Annotated in this window: 18 protein-coding genes and 1 tRNA gene; 9 read left to right on the top strand and 10 right to left on the bottom strand. The window is 36.6% G+C overall.

Translation table 11 applies throughout. From position 1 onward, the window contains the following. Window positions 1-57: 57 nt before the first annotated feature. Both ABXT67_RS06140 and rseP read right to left on the bottom strand, forming a co-directional pair. Window positions 58-131: transfer RNA gene (locus ABXT67_RS06140), tRNA-Asn, on the bottom strand. An 89-nt stretch (window positions 132-220) separates the two neighbouring features. After that, window positions 221-1540 (bottom strand): RIP metalloprotease RseP, encoded by a 1320-nt coding sequence (rseP, locus tag ABXT67_RS06135; protein ID WP_415376397.1) that lies wholly within the window; start codon window positions 1538-1540, stop codon window positions 221-223. Between the two features lie 275 nt (window positions 1541-1815). On the opposite strand from rseP, the gene ABXT67_RS06130 reads away from it, so the two are divergent. The 4 genes from ABXT67_RS06130 (at window position 1816) to ABXT67_RS06115 (ending at window position 5594) form a co-directional block, all read left to right on the top strand. After that, the gene (locus ABXT67_RS06130; protein WP_415376396.1) at window positions 1816-2514 is read left to right on the top strand and encodes an SCO family protein; all 699 of its coding nucleotides are present in this window, start codon (window positions 1816-1818) and stop codon (window positions 2512-2514) included. Window positions 2515-2601: 87 nt separating this feature from the next. Continuing rightward, the gene (locus tag ABXT67_RS06125) at window positions 2602-2832 is read left to right on the top strand and encodes a FeoA family protein (protein ID WP_415376395.1); all 231 of its coding nucleotides are present in this window, start codon (window positions 2602-2604) and stop codon (window positions 2830-2832) included. 119 nt (window positions 2833-2951) lie between these two features. After that, window positions 2952-5051, top strand: a complete 2100-nt coding sequence (feoB, locus tag ABXT67_RS06120; protein ID WP_415376941.1) for a ferrous iron transport protein B — start codon at window positions 2952-2954, stop codon at window positions 5049-5051. A gap of 84 nt (window positions 5052-5135) precedes the next feature. Beyond that, the gene (locus ABXT67_RS06115) at window positions 5136-5594 is read left to right on the top strand and encodes a hypothetical protein (protein ID WP_415376394.1); all 459 of its coding nucleotides are present in this window, start codon (window positions 5136-5138) and stop codon (window positions 5592-5594) included. A 229-nt stretch (window positions 5595-5823) separates the two neighbouring features. Here the strand turns inward: ABXT67_RS06115 and ABXT67_RS06110 are convergent, their stop codons facing one another. The 8 genes from ABXT67_RS06110 to ABXT67_RS06075 all read right to left on the bottom strand — a co-directional run bounded on the left by ABXT67_RS06110 (window position 5824) and on the right by ABXT67_RS06075 (window position 11912). Next, window positions 5824-6234, bottom strand: coding sequence for a hypothetical protein (locus tag ABXT67_RS06110; protein WP_415376393.1), 411 nt, complete (start codon window positions 6232-6234; stop codon window positions 5824-5826). A gap of 124 nt (window positions 6235-6358) precedes the next feature. Further along, complete coding sequence (locus ABXT67_RS06105; protein ID WP_415376392.1) at window positions 6359-7519, bottom strand: metal ABC transporter permease; 1161 nt, start codon at window positions 7517-7519, stop codon at window positions 6359-6361. After that, window positions 7512-8636, bottom strand: a complete 1125-nt coding sequence (locus tag ABXT67_RS06100; protein WP_415376391.1) for a metal ABC transporter permease — start codon at window positions 8634-8636, stop codon at window positions 7512-7514. The genes ABXT67_RS06105 and ABXT67_RS06100 overlap by 8 nt, the downstream gene beginning before the upstream one ends. Before the next feature lie 251 nt (window positions 8637-8887). Next, window positions 8888-9019, bottom strand: coding sequence for a four helix bundle protein (locus ABXT67_RS06095; protein ID WP_415376390.1), 132 nt, complete (start codon window positions 9017-9019; stop codon window positions 8888-8890). Between the two features lie 104 nt (window positions 9020-9123). Next, complete coding sequence (locus ABXT67_RS06090) at window positions 9124-9861, bottom strand: metal ABC transporter ATP-binding protein (protein WP_415376389.1); 738 nt, start codon at window positions 9859-9861, stop codon at window positions 9124-9126. Between the two features lie 4 nt (window positions 9862-9865). Then, on the bottom strand, window positions 9866-10771 hold the full coding sequence (locus ABXT67_RS06085) for a metal ABC transporter solute-binding protein, Zn/Mn family (RefSeq protein ID WP_415376388.1): 906 nt from the start codon (window positions 10769-10771) through the stop codon (window positions 9866-9868). A gap of 21 nt (window positions 10772-10792) precedes the next feature. Beyond that, a complete protein-coding gene (locus ABXT67_RS06080) occupies window positions 10793-11275 on the bottom strand; it encodes a transporter (RefSeq protein WP_415376387.1) in 483 nt (160 codons plus the stop codon). Then, a complete protein-coding gene (locus ABXT67_RS06075) occupies window positions 11259-11912 on the bottom strand; it encodes a metal-dependent transcriptional regulator (protein ID WP_415376386.1) in 654 nt (217 codons plus the stop codon). Before ABXT67_RS06075 ends, ABXT67_RS06080 begins: the two co-directional genes overlap by 17 nt. 104 nt (window positions 11913-12016) lie before the next feature. On the opposite strand from ABXT67_RS06075, the gene ABXT67_RS06070 reads away from it, so the two are divergent. The 5 genes from ABXT67_RS06070 to ABXT67_RS06050 all read left to right on the top strand — a co-directional run bounded on the left by ABXT67_RS06070 (window position 12017) and on the right by ABXT67_RS06050 (window position 18227). After that, window positions 12017-14371, top strand: coding sequence for a TonB-dependent receptor (locus ABXT67_RS06070; protein WP_415376385.1), 2355 nt, complete (start codon window positions 12017-12019; stop codon window positions 14369-14371). A 49-nt stretch (window positions 14372-14420) separates the two neighbouring features. Next, window positions 14421-14855, top strand: coding sequence for a thioredoxin family protein (locus ABXT67_RS06065; protein ID WP_415376384.1), 435 nt, complete (start codon window positions 14421-14423; stop codon window positions 14853-14855). A gap of 216 nt (window positions 14856-15071) precedes the next feature. Further along, a complete protein-coding gene (locus ABXT67_RS06060; RefSeq protein ID WP_415376383.1) occupies window positions 15072-15527 on the top strand; it encodes a hypothetical protein in 456 nt (151 codons plus the stop codon). A 148-nt stretch (window positions 15528-15675) separates the two neighbouring features. After that, window positions 15676-15993: a DUF6660 family protein gene (locus tag ABXT67_RS06055; protein WP_415376382.1), complete on the top strand. Its 318-nt coding sequence runs from the start codon at window positions 15676-15678 to the stop codon at window positions 15991-15993. Window positions 15994-16067: 74 nt separating this feature from the next. Then, window positions 16068-18227, top strand: coding sequence for a TonB-dependent receptor (locus tag ABXT67_RS06050; RefSeq protein ID WP_415376381.1), 2160 nt, complete (start codon window positions 16068-16070; stop codon window positions 18225-18227). The last annotated feature ends 53 nt before the right edge of the window (window positions 18228-18280 follow it).

The following is an 18280-nucleotide window of genomic DNA, read 5'->3' as shown; positions in this document are numbered from 1 at the left end:
TGACCTGTATAAATAAGAAAAGCCTCTACATTGCTGTAAAGGCTTGTTCTCTCTGCGCTCCTCTTCTTGGGCTCGAACCAAGGACCCTCTGATTAACAGTCAGATGCTCTAACCAACTGAGCTAAAGAGGAATTTCATATAGAAAAATAAAGACTATTGCCTTTAGCGGATGCAAATATAAATTATTTTTAATCTGTTGCAAAACTCTTTGTCAAATATTTTACCCTCCAAAGAAGTATCTGTAAATATCATTCCCATTTGCAAACAATACCAATCCTATTAAAAGGAAGAAACCAAACATCTGCGCATACTCCATAAACTTGTCATTAGGTTTGCGACCTGTTGCCATCTCGTATAATAAAAACATCACGTGGCCCCCATCCAATGCTGGGATGGGCAGTATGTTCATAAAAGCCAAAATAATCGAAATCAACGCTGTAGTTTGCCAGAAGCTCACCCAGTTCCAAGTATCTGGGAAAAGCCCTCCAATAGCCCCAAAACCTCCCACTTGTGAAGCTCCTTTAGCGGTGAACACATACTTAAACTGTGTTACATAGTCCTTTAAAACATCCACTCCGTAGCCAATACCACCAGTAATACTTTCTCCTAAACCGTAGGTTTTGCGAATGGTGTTATTTTCAGTATTTAAACCAATAACACCCTCTTCGTTAGGGGTTACTTTTAAAGTCAAAGGAGATCCATTTCTCGAAACAACAAATGTATTTTCTGCCAAGCCGTTTGCTTTTACCGCTTCTTGAAATTCGTGCCAATAAGTAATATTGGTTCCGTTTACGGTAGCAATCTCATCGCCCACTTCAAAACCTGCAGCTGCGGCAGGATATTTATCTTCTGCTCCAATTACAGCAATCGTTGGAGTCACGCGCTGCATAAATGGCCTTAACACATCATTATCAAACATAATAGTCCCAATATCTTCAGGAACCACAATGGTTTGTTCTTCGCCATTGGTATGTTGTACCGTAACAGTCTCTACATCTCTCAAGAAAAGATATTTATTAATCTGTGTTACATTATCAAAGTCCTCACCATTTAATTGTAAGATTTTATCTCCATCTTGAAAACCATATTCTTCAAACATTTGGGCAACTTCAAAACCCTGCGGCAATTGTCCGTTTGTAGTGACATCTCTTCCGTAGAAATAAAGAATCCCCATGTAAATTACAAAACCAACAATGATGTTAACGGTAACTCCACCCAACATAATGATAAGTCGCTGCCAAGCCGGCTTGCTTCTAAACTCCCAAGGTTGAGGTGGCAATGCCATCTGCTCCTTGTCCATGCTTTCATCAATCATTCCAGAAATTTTAACGTAACCACCTAAAGGCAACCACCCAATCCCGTAGACGGTATCCCCTACTTTTTTCTTAAAAAGAGAAAACTTAATATCAAAAAATAAGTAGAATTTTTCTACTCTGGTCTTGAATAATTTCGCTGGAATAAAATGTCCCAATTCGTGTAAAACGATAAGGAGGGACAAACTCATTAATAACTGTATTGCTTTAACGACAAATGGACTCATATGTATAAAATAAGATAAAACATTTTTTTACGATCCAACCTTGAAAAATCAGACCTATTCAAACAAAAAACCGTGTTTAGCAGGCTTAAAATTTAACGCACAAAAGTAACCTATTCTTTACGGTTAAAAAAATATGATTTTTAGCAAAAGCATTGCCAAAACATTAACGTACATAAGTCCTTTAAAAATTGAATTGTATGGTACTTTTGTAATATAAAATAAACCCAGAATGTTATAAGGATATATCTGAAAGTAGAAACTTGAAACTATAAAAAATGCTGTCATTTTTTGGAAAATATAAAATGTTTGGAATTGTACTTCTCGTGCTTTCAGTAATCATTATTTCGGTTATTTATTCCATTTTAAAACCTGTTGAAGTACTTCCTGTCTATCAACCATCTAGCGTAAATGCCGAAATGGTAGATCCTTCTATTCAGCATCAAAAAAAATACCACACTATTGGTGATTTTAGTTTGACCAATCAAAACGGAGAGACCATTACTCAAGACAATTACAATGACAAAATATATGTAGCAGATTTCTTCTTCACAACTTGTCAAACCATTTGTCCTATAATGACGAGCAATATGCACACCCTGCAAACTAAATTAAAAGACAATCCAGCCGTTTTATTACTCTCTCATACCGTAATGCCTGAAGTTGACGATGTTAGCCAACTCAAAAAATACGCGATTAAAAAAAAGGTCGATGACCGTAAATGGAATCTAGTAACTGGAGATAAAAGAGAAATTTATGATCTGGCTCGCAAGCACTATTTAGTTGCAAAAGAAAACCCACAGGATCCATTAGGATTGGTCCATACAGAAAATTTTACACTTATAGATAGAGAACATAAAATACGTGGCTTTTATGACGGCACGCAAACCGAGGAAATGGACCGTTTACTTCGTGATATAGAAGTTCTTCAAAACGACGGAAAGAAATCCTTGTTTTTTGGGTTAATCAACTATTAGACACCCATTAAAAATTGTGATTGTTGAAGTCATAATTCTAAATTAAAACATTTACTTTTACTTGTTTAAAATCAATCTAAATAACAAATGCCAACTATAGCATCTCTTATTAAAGGCCAGCGAGCCATCATCAAAGAATTTTCAGTAGATGTGGTTCCGCTAAAATTATTAGAAATGGGATGTTTGCCCGGGAATGAAGTTTCACTGGTTCAAACTGCTCCTTTCAAAGATCCGCTCTATCTTAATGTAAATGGGAGCCACCTAGCAATACGCAAAGAAACAGCAATGCAGATTGAGGTTGAAATTATAAAAAGCTAGAATTTAAACCGAAGAGCTTTCCGACTAGCGGAAAAAAAGAAAACGCTTTGCCTTATATTGAGGGAAGCCGTTACAATTTAAAAAAACGCTCTGCCAAGGTTACTGAGCAAAGTCGAAGTATGGTAAAACAACTCAACGTTGCACTCATAGGAAATCCAAATACTGGGAAAACATCTGTATTCAATAAACTTACAGGACTAAACCAGCAAGTAGGAAACTATCCTGGCATCACCGTTGAAAAAAAACAGGGCGTCTGCAAATTAGATCGCGGCGTTAAAGCACACGTGCTTGATTTACCGGGAACCTACAGCCTCAATGCTTCTTCCTTAGATGAGAATGTTGTTATCGAACTTTTGCTAAACAAAAATGACAAAGACTTTCCCGACGTTGCAGTAGTCATAACCGATATTGAAAATCTAAAAAGAAACTTACTCCTTTTTACTCAAATTAAAGATCTAGGCATTCCCACAATCCTGGCAGTTAATATGGCAGACAGAATGTCGAGGAAAGCAATTTCGCTAGATATTGAAACATTAGAGGAACGTCTTGAAACAAAAATTGCGCTTATAAGCTCTCGTAAAAATGAAGGGTTTGACACTTTAAAACAGCTTATAACCAACTATAAACGTCTCTCTGTGAGCCCTTGTTTAAATGCATCGGGCATCGCACCAGAATATTTTGACAGACTCAGAAAAGCATTCCCAAACCAAGACTTATACAAACTATGGTTGGTCATAACACAGGATGTTAACTTCGGAAAGTTAGATCGTAAAGAGATGAAAGGAGTCGCCACATTTCAAACCGAAAGTGTGGGTAATTTAAAGCGACTGCAACAAAAAGAAACCATTGCACGCTACAAGTTCATAAACAGTATTCTCAGCGAAACACTCACGATAGATACCGCTAATGCTAAAGATTTGCGCAGCCGTTTAGACCGTGTTTTAATGCATAAAGTATGGGGCTATCTAATTTTCTTCGGGATTTTACTCCTCATGTTTCAAGCAATATTTGATTGGAGCACCTACCCAATGGATGCCATAGATACTGCTTTTGCTTCTATGAGCGAATGGACCAAAGCATCACTTCCTGCAGGAGATTTTACAAATTTAATAGCCGAAGGAATTATTCCAGGCTTGGGCGGAATCGTGATTTTTATACCGCAGATTGCCTTCTTATTCTTGTTTATCTCTATCCTCGAAGAGAGTGGGTATATGAGTCGTGTTGTATTTTTAATGGACCGGATTATGCGACGGTTTGGTTTAAGTGGTAAAAGTGTTGTCCCTTTAATTGCAGGAACCGCTTGTGCAATACCCGCGATAATGGCCACTAGGAATATCGAAAACTGGAAAGAACGATTGATCACTATTTTAGTAACTCCGTTTACAACCTGTTCCGCCAGACTACCTGTATATCTCATTATAATTGCGCTCGTAATTCCAGAACAGCGTATCCTTGGAATCTTTAGTTTACAAGCGCTAACACTTATGTTTTTATACTTGTTAGGATTTGGAGCGGCAATACTTTCTGCTTGGTTACTAGACAAGATTTTAAAAATAAAAAGCCGTTCGTTCTTTGTGGTAGAGATGCCCAACTATAAATTGCCGCTGTTTAAAAATGTAGCAATTACTGTTGTTGAAAAAACAAAATCATTTGTGTTGGGAGCAGGTAAAATTATTTTGGCGATTTCCATTATCCTTTGGGTATTGGCATCTTACGGTCCAGGAGATTTTAATAATGCTACTGAAATTGTAACGCAAAATTCTATTTCAGAAGGTCTTTCGGCAAACGAATTAGAAACCAAAATCGATTCCTATAAATTAGAAAACAGCTATATAGGCATTACTGGAAAATTTATCGAACCTGCTGTGAAACCCTTAGGTTATGATTGGAAAATAGGAATTGCCTTGATAAGTTCTTTTGCAGCGAGAGAGGTTTTTGTAGGAACTTTGGCTACCATTTACAGCGTTGGAAGTGATGAAGAAGAAACCATTAAAAACAGAATGGCTGCCGAAATAAACCCTGCTAACGGCGACCCTTTGTTTAATTTTGCAAGTGGTGTATCGTTATTACTCTTTTATGCATTTGCAATGCAATGTATGAGTACCCTCGCCGTTGTAAAACGAGAAACAAACAGCTGGAAATGGCCAATGTGGCAATTATTTGTTATGACTGCAATTGCATATATTGTAGCATTGGGAGCATATCAATTTTTAAAGTAAAAAATTAAATTTCAAAGCAAGAAGAAAGACCGCTTCGCTGAAGATTATAAAAATAAAATGCAAATTGCATTAAAATAAAACTTAATGAAATTAACGACCAAGTTCCTTTCTTTTCTACTACTAGGATTTTGCTATGGCTGCGGAAGTTCTGACGATCCTGGCTGCGTGACCTTGCCTGTTAATGCAAAAAGCTTAGAAAACAGATATGGCTGCGAAAACACAAAAAATTTATTAGAGATAGACACCTCTGAAATATTCGTAATCATTAGTACACAACAACAATTTGAAAATTTAGTAAGTGGGCCTTGTATGCCACAAATAGATTTTACGACCTATGATTTAATTATTGGAGAACAAGTGTTGTCCTCAGGAAATAATACCATTACCTACGAGGAAACCCAAGATTGTACAACAAATATTCTAGAAGTCACGGTGACCTTTAATCAAAATGAATCTGCCGAAGCTCCAACGCTAACGTTTCATTTGTTAGTCCCAAAATTGTCAAACCCAAATACCACTACGGTGGATATTGTAATAAATTAGAAATGCAAACAATCCTAGTTATTCTAACATTTTTATCTGCTGTAGGCTACATGTTTTATAAATTTTTCTTGGCCTCTTTTCTTCAAAAAAAGAGAAAAACAATAGGCACCCTAGATGGTGGGAAAACAAAATGTGGGGACTCAAATTGTGGATGCAGCTAACAGGGAAATTCCAAATATCAAACACAAAATTACATCCTTATCTCTCAATTGGTGAGCTGCCAGAGCAGCTATTCTTCTTCTAAAGAATGACTTTCTTCAGAAATAAGCAACACATATTCCAGCGTATTTTTTGTAGAAGAAATAGGATAAGGTGACAGTTTTACTGCTCTAAACAAAGAAGTTTCTGTTTCGAATAACACCGGCTGTTTCCCATTTTGAAGTAAAACTTCTATATATTCAGAGCCTCCTTCTTTAGATGAGACAAGCACTTTTACTATCGCTTTACCTGCCCAGACACAAACTACATCACTTGGGCATCGACTGTCTTCTACAATTTCTTCCAGTCTAAAATAAATTCCATCTTTAACAATCGTTTCGGCTAGTGGTGCTCTAAAAACAATGGTGGGTGTTTCCACTTTTTTATCCTGCGCGTTCAATGAAAAGGACACTAACAGTAAAAGAATTGCGCTATATTTCATGAGGGGTATTTTATCTAAAGTCTGTAAAAAATATGGTGCGTTTGAGTTAAATCAAAGAAAAGTCAAAAATAGCCGAGTAGTTGTAATCAAATCCTAAAAAAAATAGATGACAATTATACCGAAGTTAGCCTCTAAAAAGAAAGAAATCATCTTTCATGAATTCGATCTTTTCATCTTTGTTTGTAATAATATACTCCAAGGCAAGGTTTGTAAATTCGAGTCCTTTTTTGGTTAAGGAAACGATCTCTTTATCAATCGTAATCATATTGTTTTTTAATGCTAGATTTAGTACCGTTTGTGAACGCACTTTTTGCCAGTTAATGTGTTCATTTAGGTGGTTGATATGACGTTCTTCTGTTTCAATATGATTGTTTAAGTGTAGTAAAAATGTGAGTAGTAACACTTCGGTACGCTGTTGTTTCTGCCTGTATAAAACTGCGAATAAGCCCTTCCGCGGAGCGAAAAGATACACCGCCAGAAAAACAATTCCTAAAACAGTAGTCATAGAACCCGAAATAGACGCGTCTAAAATATGAGCCATCCAATAGCCTCCAATCGCAGAAAACACCCCGATCCCAACCGAAATTAAAAGCATCCTTTTTAAATCGCTCGTCAATAAATAAGCCGTAGCCGCTGGAGCGATCATCAACGCCACCACTAAAATAGCTCCCACGGCGTCAAAGGCACCCACTACCGTTATTGAAGAAACAGACATTAGTCCGTAGTGCATCACCAACGGGGAAATCCCTAATGCGGAAGATAATCCTGCATCAAAAGTACTTACTTTCAACTCTTTGAAAAACATGAATAACAAAGCGAGGGTTATGACTAAAACGGTTCCCATAATCCACAAAGACTTGGGTCCTAAGTCCATTCCAGAAAGTAATAACCGGTCAAAAGGTGCAAAGGCTAATTCGCCTAAAAGTACGGCATCAACATCCAAGTGAACATCGTTGGCATTTTTAGCAATCATAATAACTCCGATGCTAAACAGTGCCGGAAACACCAATCCAATGGCAGTATCTTCTTTAACCAAACCAGTTTTTTGAATAGCCTCAACAAGTATTACCGTAATAACACCCGTAATTGCTGCCAATAAAATAAGCAGCGGCGAGTTTAAATCTTGTGTAATAAAAAATCCTAAAACTATCCCAGGCAATATTGCATGACTAATAGCGTCACTAATCAAAGCCATTTTCCGGAGCACTAAAAACACCCCTGGAATCGCACAAGCAATAGCAACGATAGCTGCAATGATCTGTATTTCTATTTGTGCGTTAGTCATAGGGAGCTTGTTGTGTGTATAAATTTTGTGCTTGGATGAAACCTTTTTCTGTCATCGCCCATTCTTGTTTATCGAGCGTAATCCATTCTTTATCTTCCATTTCTTTGAGACTCTTTTTTGTAAACCCTTGGAAATTATTAAGAATTCGGATGGAATGTGGATGTTCTATATTTTCGTGTGTTTTAGAAATTCCAAACATAAATTGCAAGGTTTTCTGTAATTTGAGATCACTCCTGTTTTTGCTCCTTCTAATTGCTTTAAAAAGTATTCCTCGACCTGGAGAAAAAACAAAGGAAAACACTACAAATACCGTAGCGACTAAAACAATAACGGGGCCAGTTGAAAGATTGTTTTGACTCGCACTAATGGCAGTTCCAAAAACACCTGAAAACGCTCCAAATATGGCTGCCAGAAACACCATTACACTTAGTTTGTTTGTCCATTGTCGTGCAGCAGCAGCGGGCGCCAATAACATCGCGCTCATTAAAACAACACCTACTGTTTGCAATCCTAAAACTATAGCAAGTACAATAAAAAAGGTAATAAGGACATCAATAAACTTAGTGTTGAAACCTAATGTTTTGGCATACTCTGAGTCAAACAGAAGAATTTTAAACTCTTTCCAAAAAAGCAACAAAACAAATAAGCAAATGCCTGTCACAATGGCCATTAATAGCACATCTTTTTCCACTAAAGTTGCCGCTTGACCAAATAAATATTTATCTAATCCAGCTTGATTTGCATTGGGTTGTTTTTGAATAAAAGTGAGTAATAACATCCCAAATCCAAAAAACAGAGACAATACTAAGCCAAGAGCAGTATCACTTTTTAAATGTGTTTTTGTGGTCATTCCACGAATCCAAAAAGTACCTACCAGCCCACTCACTAGCGCTCCCAATAAGAGCACATTTGTGTCTTTTGCTCCGGTTATTAAAAAAGCAATCGCTATTCCTGGTAAAGCTGCATGCGAAATAGCATCCCCAAGCAAGCTTTCTTTTCTCAACACAGCAAAACTCCCCAACATTCCACAAATAGCACCCAAAACAGCCGTTCCCAGCGTAATGGTGCGCAACGTGTAATCGCTAATTAAAAGTTCGAAATATTCGGTTATTGTCATATTTTAGTTGGTAACAGTTAGGGCGCTTCTCTTTTAGTATTTATTTAGACTTATTTTTTAAATTTCGTTTTAATAAGGTTGTTATTTTCGCTAGTTCAGATAACTTTATTATCGCTTTGACACCCTCTTCTTTACTTATAAAATTCTGTCTTCTGGCAACATTAGAGCAAACAACACATTCTTATATTGAATCTCAGGCAATTTGAAAACGCCTATTAAATTGAGCGTCCGCACTCCCAATCCCCTCTATATTATGAAGTGAACCCACATCTCTCTTTAGATGGGAATTTTCTGGTTATCCCGTAGACACCATCAACAAGGTCAAGTGCTTTTTGATAAACTTTTAAATCTTCAAAATTAAATTTAGGCTTTTCCGTTATCATTATTTTTAATTAATTATTACACTATCAAGAAACGAATACTAAAAGTGAAGCGTCCTAACTAGTGCAAAAGAGGGAGGCCAATGTCCTTTTCACTAAAAAACTGCCTACTTATTCACAGCAACCTTATAATTAATCCCATAGGTCTTGGTCAAGTTATCATCATTAAAAATATCTTTAACGGGTCCTGTTGCAATTTTCTTTACATTTAAAAAGGTTACCCAATCAAAATATTCTGGTACTGTTTGTAAATCGTGATGCACCACGACAAGGGTCTTTCCTGCTTTTCTCAATTCTTTTAAAATATTGATGATGGCAATTTCTGTAGATGCGTCTACTCCTTGGAAAGGTTCGTCCATAAAATAAATGGAGGCGTTTTGCACAAGGGCGCGTGCTAAGAAAACCCGTTGCTGTTGCCCGCCACTCAATTGACTTATCTGTCTATTTTTAAAGGCCAACATTCCTACCTTTTCTAAAGCCTCTAAAGAGGCCTTTTTCTCTTTTTGACCGGGACGTTTTATCCAACCCAAACTACCATAGGTCCCCATCATTACTACATCAATCGCCGTGGTAGGGAAATCCCAATCTACACTCCCTTTTTGTGGTACATAGGCTACTAATTTGCGTTGCTTTTCATACGGTTTATCATAGATCGCAACACTCCCAGCAATAGGATCTATAATTCCTAAAATAGATTTTATCAGCGTAGATTTTCCAGCACCATTGGGTCCAACAATTGCCATCAGGACCCCTTCTGGCACTACTAAATCGATATCCCACAATACAGGTTTGTAATTGTACGCTACCGTAAGGTCATCTACTTGTATGGCGATTTTATTACTCATAAAATTATTTTAGTGCGTCCACAATTGTATTCACGTTATAGGCAAACATTCCTAGGTATGTTCCTTCTTGAGTTCCTTCGCTTCCTAGTGCATCACTAAATAACGAACCTCCAATCACAACATCGTGATCTTTAGATTTTACAGCTTCTTGTAATGCTTCTATGGTTCTTCTAGGAACTGAACTTTCTACAAAAATTGCCTTCACTTTATTTTTAATGATAAATGATGATAATCTTTGTACGTCCTTTACGCCGGCCTCGGTTGCAGTTGAGAGCCCTTGCAAGCCAACTACTTTAAAGTCATATGCGTCTCCAAAATAATTAAAAGCATCGTGTGCCGTAACTAAAATTCTCTTTTCCTTGGGAAGTGTTTCAATTTTTGCTTTGACTAAAGCTTCTAAATCCTCTAATTTTTGAAGGTAGACTTTTTCGTTTTCGGCAAAAACAACCGCATTCTTGGGATCTTTTTGTGAAAGTGTCTTTGTTACTTCAGCTGCAAAAAGCGTAAAAAATTGGATGTTAAACCAAACATGGGGGTCATAATTAGACGCAAAATAATCTGACCCTATAAGCTGTTCTTTTGGTAAAAATTCTCCTAAAGCGATCGTGGTTTTAGCTGCTTTCATCTTCTCAAAAACTTCGACTAATTTCCCTTCTAAATGAAGACCATTATAAAAAATAACATCCGCATTGTAGAGTTTTGAAACATCACCTTCGCTTGCTTTGAATAAATGTGGATCTACTCCAGCTCCCATTAATCCTTTAATTTCAATTGCATCTCCTCCAATGTTCTTTACCAAATCTGTTATCATGGTAGTCGTCGTTACTACCTTTAGTGTATCAGATTTCTTTTCAGCATTATTGCAGCTTAAAACTATAATTGCAAGTAACATTAGAAAACTCTTTTTCATACTATTTTTCATTTTCGTGTTCTATTTTAGAATTCTATGACTTAATCCAGCACTCAAACGCAGATCTTGCCCTTGAATAATTCCTGTACCTAGTGTTGCATCAAACTCTAAATTAGGCATCGCTAAAAATGTCAGCCCAGCATCACAACAGTGAATGGCACGATTATCTTCTGGGAAATCACCGTATACTTCTGCATAGCAGCCCAATTTATTGGTTATAAGATATCCATGCGCCATGGTATAAATGTATGCTGCTTCTTGATTATCAGCTTCCCATTGTGCACCAATGTTGCTCTTTTCATTTATTGTATTAACAAAATAAGTATAGAATGCTCCTGTTTGAATTTGTAATGAACCTTTGGGCACTTTTGTTGGAGCTTCTGAAGCATCAGGCATGTGGGTAATTAATTCTGGTCTTTCTTCCTGAGAGAATACCGTGGTTGCAGCCAACATAATCCCTAGTGAAAATGTTATTTTTTTCAGTGTGCTAATTTGTTTGAACATATAAATTTTCTGCTATTTGTTTTGATACAAAAAATTGATCTTTTCCTATTTGAATAACCATAGAGCCATCAAAGAATTCTTTTCCTAAGATAACAATTTTGGTTCCTATACTAATTTTCTTTTTGTCTAAGTACTGCAGGTATTCTGGACTAGATTCTTTGACACCCACACAAATTCCTGTTTGGTTTTTAGTGAGTTCTGAAAGCAGTCTTTTTTCTGCCTTTTTTATATTTCCGTCCTTATCTGGTATGGGGTCGCCGTGTGGATCAAATTCTGGATAACCTAAATACGCATCCAATCTTTTTATTAATTCTTCAGATTGGATATGCTCCATTTGTTCTGCAATTTCGTGCACCTCATCCCAATGAAATTTGAGTTTATCTACAAGAAAAACTTCCCACAAACGGTGTTTTCTAACCACATTTGCAGCGACTCTTCTTCCCGTTTCGGTTAATTGTGTGCCTTTGTACTTTTTATAAACTAGCATTTTCTTTTCTGCTAGTTTTTGCACCATGTCTGTTACCGAAGAAGCCCTCGTTTCTAAGCTCTCAGCAATGGCATTTGTACTCACTTCACTTTGGCGATCTCTTTCCAAGTGAAAAATTGTTTTAAGATAGTTTTCTTCGGCTAGGGTCATTATTCTTTTTCTATAACAACAAAGATAATTTTTTTTATGTAAAAACTAATATTTAGATTTGCCTAAATTTATAATTAACCTAGACTAACTTTAAAGTTTTAATCATGAAAAAAAAATTGTTGCTACTATTGTTTGTTTTTCTTGTTTCCTTTGCCTCGGCTCAAAAGGCAAGCGTAAGCGGGGTCATAACATATGAAGACAACCCTGTTCCTTTTACAAACGTTTACATAAAAGGAACTTCTGTAGGCACTATGTCAGACATAGACGGGAAGTATACCTTCGAAGTTTCAGAAGGCTCTTGGAATGTATCTGTACAAATACAAGCTTACCGTTCACAAACTAAAAAGATAACGATTGCCGCTGGCGAAAGTCAAAATATTGATTTTACACTTACGGAGGATGCGCTAGGTCTTGAAGAAATAGTGGTCAGCGCTACTAGAAATCGAATTAGCAAAAAAGAGGCCCCTGTGATTGTCAATGTCCTAGGTCCTAAGCTTTTTAGCGCAACTCAGTCCCTATCCCTTGCTGACGGGCTTAATTACCAACCAGGAGTGCGTGTGGAAACCAACTGTCAAAACTGTGGTTTTACACAAGTACGTTTAAATGGTTTGGGTGGAGAGTATACCCAAATTTTAGTGAATAGCAAGCCCGTTTTTAGCGCGTTAAATGGCGTATATGGACTCGAGCAAATACCTGTAAGTATCATTGACCGCGTAGAGGTTGTGCGCAGTGGTGGCTCTGCTTTATTTGGCTCTAACGCCATTGCGGGCACTATAAATGTCATCACAAAAGAGCCTGTCAATAATTCTTGGGAGGTCAACTCCAGCCTTGCACTTATAGATGGAACCACGGCAGACAGAAACGTGAATGTAAATGCTTCCATAGTGAGTGAAGACCTTACTAGCGGAATCACTGTTTATGGAATTTATAGAAATAGGGATGCTTATGATGCAAATGGTGATGGCTTTACCGAAATCACAAAACTTACCAATAATTCCCTTGGGGCAAAACTATTTTTAAAACCTAATGACAACAGCAAAATAGGACTAGATTTTACGGGAATTAAAGAATATAGAAGAGGAGGAGATCGCATAGAGTTAGCCCCACAATTCACAGACATTGCAGAGGATTTAGACCACAACACGGTATTTGCAGGATTAGATTATGAACTTTTTGATGACGCCAGAAAAAACACGGTAAAAGCTTATGTTTCGCTTCAAAATACAGACCGTGATAGTTATTATGGAGGTCTAGGAGGCGGAAGAACTCGTGCAGATTCTATTGTAGCAAATAATGCCTTCGGAAAAACAAAAGACCTTGCCGCAGTAGCAGGGATAAAATACACTCATAACTTTAAAAACAACGATGTTATAACAACAGGAATTGAGTATCAGCTTAACGATACTAATGATCGTATCCCCGGCTACAATCGTCTAGTAGATCAACAAGTAAATAGCACAGGACTGTATGGCCAGTATGAGTGGAAACCTATAGAAAAATTTACAGCACTTATAGGAGCAAGATTAGACCACGTAAATGTAGATGGTTTTTATACTATAGGCGATATTGAACGCAGTTCACAAGTAGATGAAATAGTTGTGAGTCCAAGACTTACGTTGTTATATAATATTACGGAGGAACTACAATTTAGAGGGGGTTATGCAAGAGGGTTTAGAGCGGCGCAAGCTTTTAATGAGGATTTACATATTTCCTCTGTGGGCGGTGAACAAAGGTTTGTCATTCTTTCCGATGATCTTGAAAGTGAATTTTCTGATGCTTTTACAGGTTCATTTAATTTTACTAAAGACTTTAATAAAGTACAAACTAATTTTCTTGTAGAAGGGTTTTATACTTCTTTACAAAACCCTTTTACCATTGTAAGTACCGGAAGCTCTCTGCCCAACGGGTCTATTTTAGAAGAAACAAGAAACGGCGTGGGCGCTTATGTTGCAGGGACTAATTTAGAACTGAGCGTTTCTCCTAATAAGCAATGGTATTTTCAGGCTGGGGCTACTTTTCAAAATGCACTTTTTAGGGAAGACCAGATCTTGTTTGAAGCAGATGGAACGGTGCCTGGAGAGCAAAATGTGGTTTTGGAAGAGTTTGTACGAACGCCCAATATATATGGGTTTTTAAATACCAATTGGACTCCAACTGATGCATTTAAAATAGATGTCACAGGTAGTTTTACTGGCCCTATGGTCGTGCCAAGAGTGGTTAGTGATTCTGGCTTTATTGACCTTGTTGATAGCGATTCGTTTTTAGATTTAACCACAAAATTGACCTACCATTTTGACCTTAAAGAAACCTTTCATGTAGAATTAAGCGGTGGTGTTCAAAATATTTTTAATAGCTTTCAAGACGATTTTGATACAGGCGCCTTGCGAGATTCAGATTATGTGTACGGGCCTAACAGACCCAGAACATTTTTTATAGGGCTTAAATTTGGAGATTTTTAAATAGTATTTTATGACCCGTCTTTTATTATTTTTAGTGTTAAACATCTTTATGATTTCAAAACTTTTTGCTCAGCAAAAGGATGAAATAGCTTGGCTTAGTTGGGAGCGGTTAGAACAAGTGCTGGAAGAAGAACCAAAGCCTGTTCTTATTTATTTTACTGCAAAATGGTGTGGGTATTGCAAAAAAATAAAACGGGAAGTTTTTACAAAGCCTACTGTTATTGAAAAAATAAACGACCGATACTATGCCGTACAGATGGATGTGGAGAGCACCGATAGCATCTGGTTTGACAACCAATGGTTTACAAACACACAAGCTCAAAACCGCCGAAATGGCATCCATCAATTACCGCTTTTACTAGCTTCGCGAGAAGGCTATTCATTTTCCTTGCCCGTTACACTTTTTTTATATCCAGATTTCACAGTGCGTGAGCGCGTATTTCAATATTATACTTCTAAACGATTAATGGAGCTTTTAGAGTAAAGAACAAAATTTAAAAACTAGCTAGGCTTTGGGCCCTCTCTCAATTTATAAATGGATGTCAAAACAAAAGAAATCCTGCACATCAAATTACCTTATTAATGACACAATAAAAAAATAAGCCATTTAGTCTACCTGCTTTTGTTTTTTAAAAAATCACAACAACATCGTGCTATTTTCAATATTTGAATGGGAGCCGCTATTAAAAATTTTAACATAATGAGCACATCAGATTTATTAAGCATTGAAAACGAATGGAAGGAAATCACCGTTGTTGGAAACTCTTATTTTGAAGCTCAAAACAAAATAGCACTGTTAAAATATCTAAGGGCATTTTCTATAGCTGAAAAATTAGTGACACATAGTGCTGCTTGTAAAAAATGTAACATCCCAAACATTCAAATATATTTGATTTCCTGCAACAACATAGCCGAAACCTACTGCCAATTAAAAAAATGGGAACAAGCAGACAAAATGTATCGACGCGCTATTTTTTATCTATTATTTATAAATGAATCTGCCATCAACCAAAAAGACACAGAAGAAATCTCAAAATCACTATTTAGGCAGGTATTACTTTATAAAGAGTTTACAACTAAATCTAACGAGTTATTCAATTACCAAATCGTGTTCGATGCCTTTGAGAATGAAGGTTTTTCCTTTAAATCTGAATAAATTAGTTTAAATACCTGTAAAGATTAAAAAGGCAAACACATTCATAAAATTCAGTATTTGATAAAATTTTAAATTAAATAGCATTTGATACAACTCACAAACCATAGGTAGCTAAAGTACCCCAAGTTTAACTACTTTTACAATATACATGAAACCAACGGCATTCATATTATCTCTTATAATACTGCTTTTATCGCTAACGCCATGTTCTGATGGTTTTAATGAAGCAGATGAGCATAAAGATGCTTTAAGTGCAAATCACGATCATCAACAAGATGCTGATGATTCCTGCCCTATTACATGTGTTTGTAACTGTTGTGGCGTTTCTATCATATACCAACCAATAGTACAGTATTCGCTAAATACACGCCACGAAATACCAACATTAGCGTCCTCTAGGTATCAATCAAACTACAGGTTTGATTTCAACAATAGTATCTGGCAACCACCACAAATAATTAGCTAAAATCAAAAAGTAAACAGTATCTATTTTTAGTTAATTAAATTACATTCACCATGAAAATTATGTTGTTGAGCATTATGCTCACAGTAATTTTGTGCCTTTCAACAAAAGCGCAAACAAATGAAGTACCGATAAAAATACTATCAGAAACCGAAAACGAACCCCTTATAGGCGCTACAGTATATTTTGAACAATTAGGCAAAGGCGCTATAACTAACTTGGACGGAGTGGCAACATTCACCGATATTCCAGATGGAAATCACCTAATATCCATTTCGTTTTTAGGGTATAAAAGGCTTGAAACAACTATTAATCTACCGTCTAATTCGGCTTTTATCTTTCGTTTAGAAGAAGGTGGAAATGAATTAGAAACCGTTGTAATACAATCCTCCAGAACTACGAGAACAATAAAGAAAATCCCTACCAGAATAGAATTTATAGGCGCAGAAGAATTAGGAGAAAAAGCAATTATGAACCCCACTAATATCTCCATGGTGCTTAGAGAAAGTACCGGAATCCAAATGCAACAAACATCTTTAAGCAGCGGAAACACCAACATTAGGATTCAAGGGCTTGATGGACGGTATACGCAATTATTGAGAGATGGTTTTCCATTATATGGTGGGTTTTCTAGTGGATTGAGTATTCTGCAAATCCCTCCTTTAGATTTAGCACAGTTTGAAATTATTAAAGGAAGTTCCGCTACACTTTATGGTGGTGGCGCTATTGCAGGATTAGTGAATATGGTCTCTAAAACCCCAGAAAAAGAACCAGCACTGGATATTATGCTTACTCAAACGCAAGCATTAGGGAGTACCGCAAATGTGTTTTACAGTAAACGAAATGAAAAATTTGGCGTGACACTCTACGGCTCTGGTCATTATCAAAAGGCTTATGATCCAGAAGAAGACGATTTTAGCAATTTACCTGAGACGACTTCCATTTCTTTTAATCCAAAGTTTTTCTATTACCCTTCAGAAGACACCACCTTATGGATAGGTGTTAATGGAACGTATGATGATAGAATAGGAGGCGATATTGATAAAATTGAGAACGGTGTAAATGGTATACATCAATATACGGAAGAGAACATTTCTAAACGTATAAGCACACAGGCGCTATACACAACAAAAATAGATTCAATAAGCTCGCTAAACATCAAAAATAGTGTCTCATTTTTTGATCGAGCATTAAATATTCCAGACTTTAGCTTTGAAGGTTCCCAGATAAATACGTTCACAGAAATTTCCTTTGAAAGACACCAATTAAACGCAGATTGGATTTTTGGAGCCAACCTGTACTCTACAGATTTTGACGAAAATGACAGTGCACCATTACAACGGGACCAGCAAGAAATTACCTTTGGTGTATTTGGAAAAAACATCTGTGATTTTTCAGAAAATTGGATTTTGGAAACTGGATTTAGAGCAGATTATGCAAATGACTGGGGCTTCTTTCCGCTTCCAAGAATTTCATTATTATATAAAAACGATGCCAATTTTTCTACAAGATTTGGTGGTGGTTTAGGCTATAAAATACCCGATATATTTACCGAAGAAGCGGAGTTTATCAACTTTGAAAATGTCCTAGCCATAGATAAAGATGCATTAAAAGCAGAACACTCCTATGGCCTTAACATCGATTTTAATTATAAAACACAGTTATTTGATGAAATAGGATTCTCCATAAACCAACTCTTCTATGTCACTGCAATCAGAAATGGCTTGCTATTAAATACAACGGAAGATGCATTTTTTGAATTTGAAAATGCCCCAGATGAAATAGTAAGTAAAGGAGCAGAAACCAATATCAAGTTTTCTTATAAGAATTTTAGATGGTTCTTAAATTACGCGCTTATTGATACGAGGTTGAACTACCTAGAAGGAAAACCTCAAAAACCACTTACCGCAAGACATAATGCCGGAAGTGTATTGATGTACGAATCTGAGAAATGGAGAATAGGCTATGAAACCTTCTACACAGGAAAACAGTTTTTATCAAACGGAACTGAAACAACAGATTTTGTTACCATGGGCTTGTTACTTATGCGAAACTTTAAGTGGGGAAGTACGTTCGTTAATTTTGAAAATTTCACTGACCGAAGACAAAACAGATTTTCACCTTTAGTCTTGCCACCACACGATGACCCTATATTTCCTGAAATTTATGCACCCACAGATGGGTTTATTTTTAGCATAGGCCTAATAATAAAGCCCTTTGGGAATGAAGAAGATTGAGTTATTTTAAATGTGACTAAATAACTAAGCAAAGTAACCAAGGCTATTAAACA

Origin of the sequence: Patiriisocius sp. Uisw_017, assembly GCF_047731265.1 — a bacterium.
In the GTDB taxonomy this organism is placed as follows: Bacteria; Bacteroidota; Bacteroidia; order Flavobacteriales; family Flavobacteriaceae; genus Patiriisocius.
This window is presented reverse-complemented; position numbering and strand designations above follow the sequence as displayed.

Bases quoted from the DNA above. Each gene is read 5' to 3' on its own strand.
- rseP (WP_415376397.1), bottom strand. From the start codon at position 1,540: ATGAGTCCATTTGTCGTTAAAGCAATACAGTTATTAATGAGTTTGTCC.
- ABXT67_RS06130 (WP_415376396.1), top strand. From the start codon at position 1,816: ATGCTGTCATTTTTTGGAAAATATAAAATGTTTGGAATTGTACTTCTC.
- ABXT67_RS06125 (WP_415376395.1), top strand. From the start codon at position 2,602: ATGCCAACTATAGCATCTCTTATTAAAGGCCAGCGAGCCATCATCAAA.
- feoB (WP_415376941.1), top strand. From the start codon at position 2,952: ATGGTAAAACAACTCAACGTTGCACTCATAGGAAATCCAAATACTGGG.
- ABXT67_RS06115 (WP_415376394.1), top strand. From the start codon at position 5,136: ATGAAATTAACGACCAAGTTCCTTTCTTTTCTACTACTAGGATTTTGC.
- ABXT67_RS06110 (WP_415376393.1), bottom strand. From the start codon at position 6,234: ATGAAATATAGCGCAATTCTTTTACTGTTAGTGTCCTTTTCATTGAAC.
- ABXT67_RS06105 (WP_415376392.1), bottom strand. From the start codon at position 7,519: ATGACTAACGCACAAATAGAAATACAGATCATTGCAGCTATCGTTGCT.
- ABXT67_RS06100 (WP_415376391.1), bottom strand. From the start codon at position 8,636: ATGACAATAACCGAATATTTCGAACTTTTAATTAGCGATTACACGTTG.
- ABXT67_RS06095 (WP_415376390.1), bottom strand. From the start codon at position 9,019: ATGATAACGGAAAAGCCTAAATTTAATTTTGAAGATTTAAAAGTTTAT.
- ABXT67_RS06090 (WP_415376389.1), bottom strand. From the start codon at position 9,861: ATGAGTAATAAAATCGCCATACAAGTAGATGACCTTACGGTAGCGTAC.
- ABXT67_RS06085 (WP_415376388.1), bottom strand. From the start codon at position 10,771: ATGAAAAAGAGTTTTCTAATGTTACTTGCAATTATAGTTTTAAGCTGC.
- ABXT67_RS06080 (WP_415376387.1), bottom strand. From the start codon at position 11,275: ATGTTCAAACAAATTAGCACACTGAAAAAAATAACATTTTCACTAGGG.
- ABXT67_RS06075 (WP_415376386.1), bottom strand. From the start codon at position 11,912: ATGACCCTAGCCGAAGAAAACTATCTTAAAACAATTTTTCACTTGGAA.
- ABXT67_RS06070 (WP_415376385.1), top strand. From the start codon at position 12,017: ATGAAAAAAAAATTGTTGCTACTATTGTTTGTTTTTCTTGTTTCCTTT.
- ABXT67_RS06065 (WP_415376384.1), top strand. From the start codon at position 14,421: ATGATTTCAAAACTTTTTGCTCAGCAAAAGGATGAAATAGCTTGGCTT.
- ABXT67_RS06060 (WP_415376383.1), top strand. From the start codon at position 15,072: ATGAGCACATCAGATTTATTAAGCATTGAAAACGAATGGAAGGAAATC.
- ABXT67_RS06055 (WP_415376382.1), top strand. From the start codon at position 15,676: ATGAAACCAACGGCATTCATATTATCTCTTATAATACTGCTTTTATCG.
- ABXT67_RS06050 (WP_415376381.1), top strand. From the start codon at position 16,068: ATGCTCACAGTAATTTTGTGCCTTTCAACAAAAGCGCAAACAAATGAA.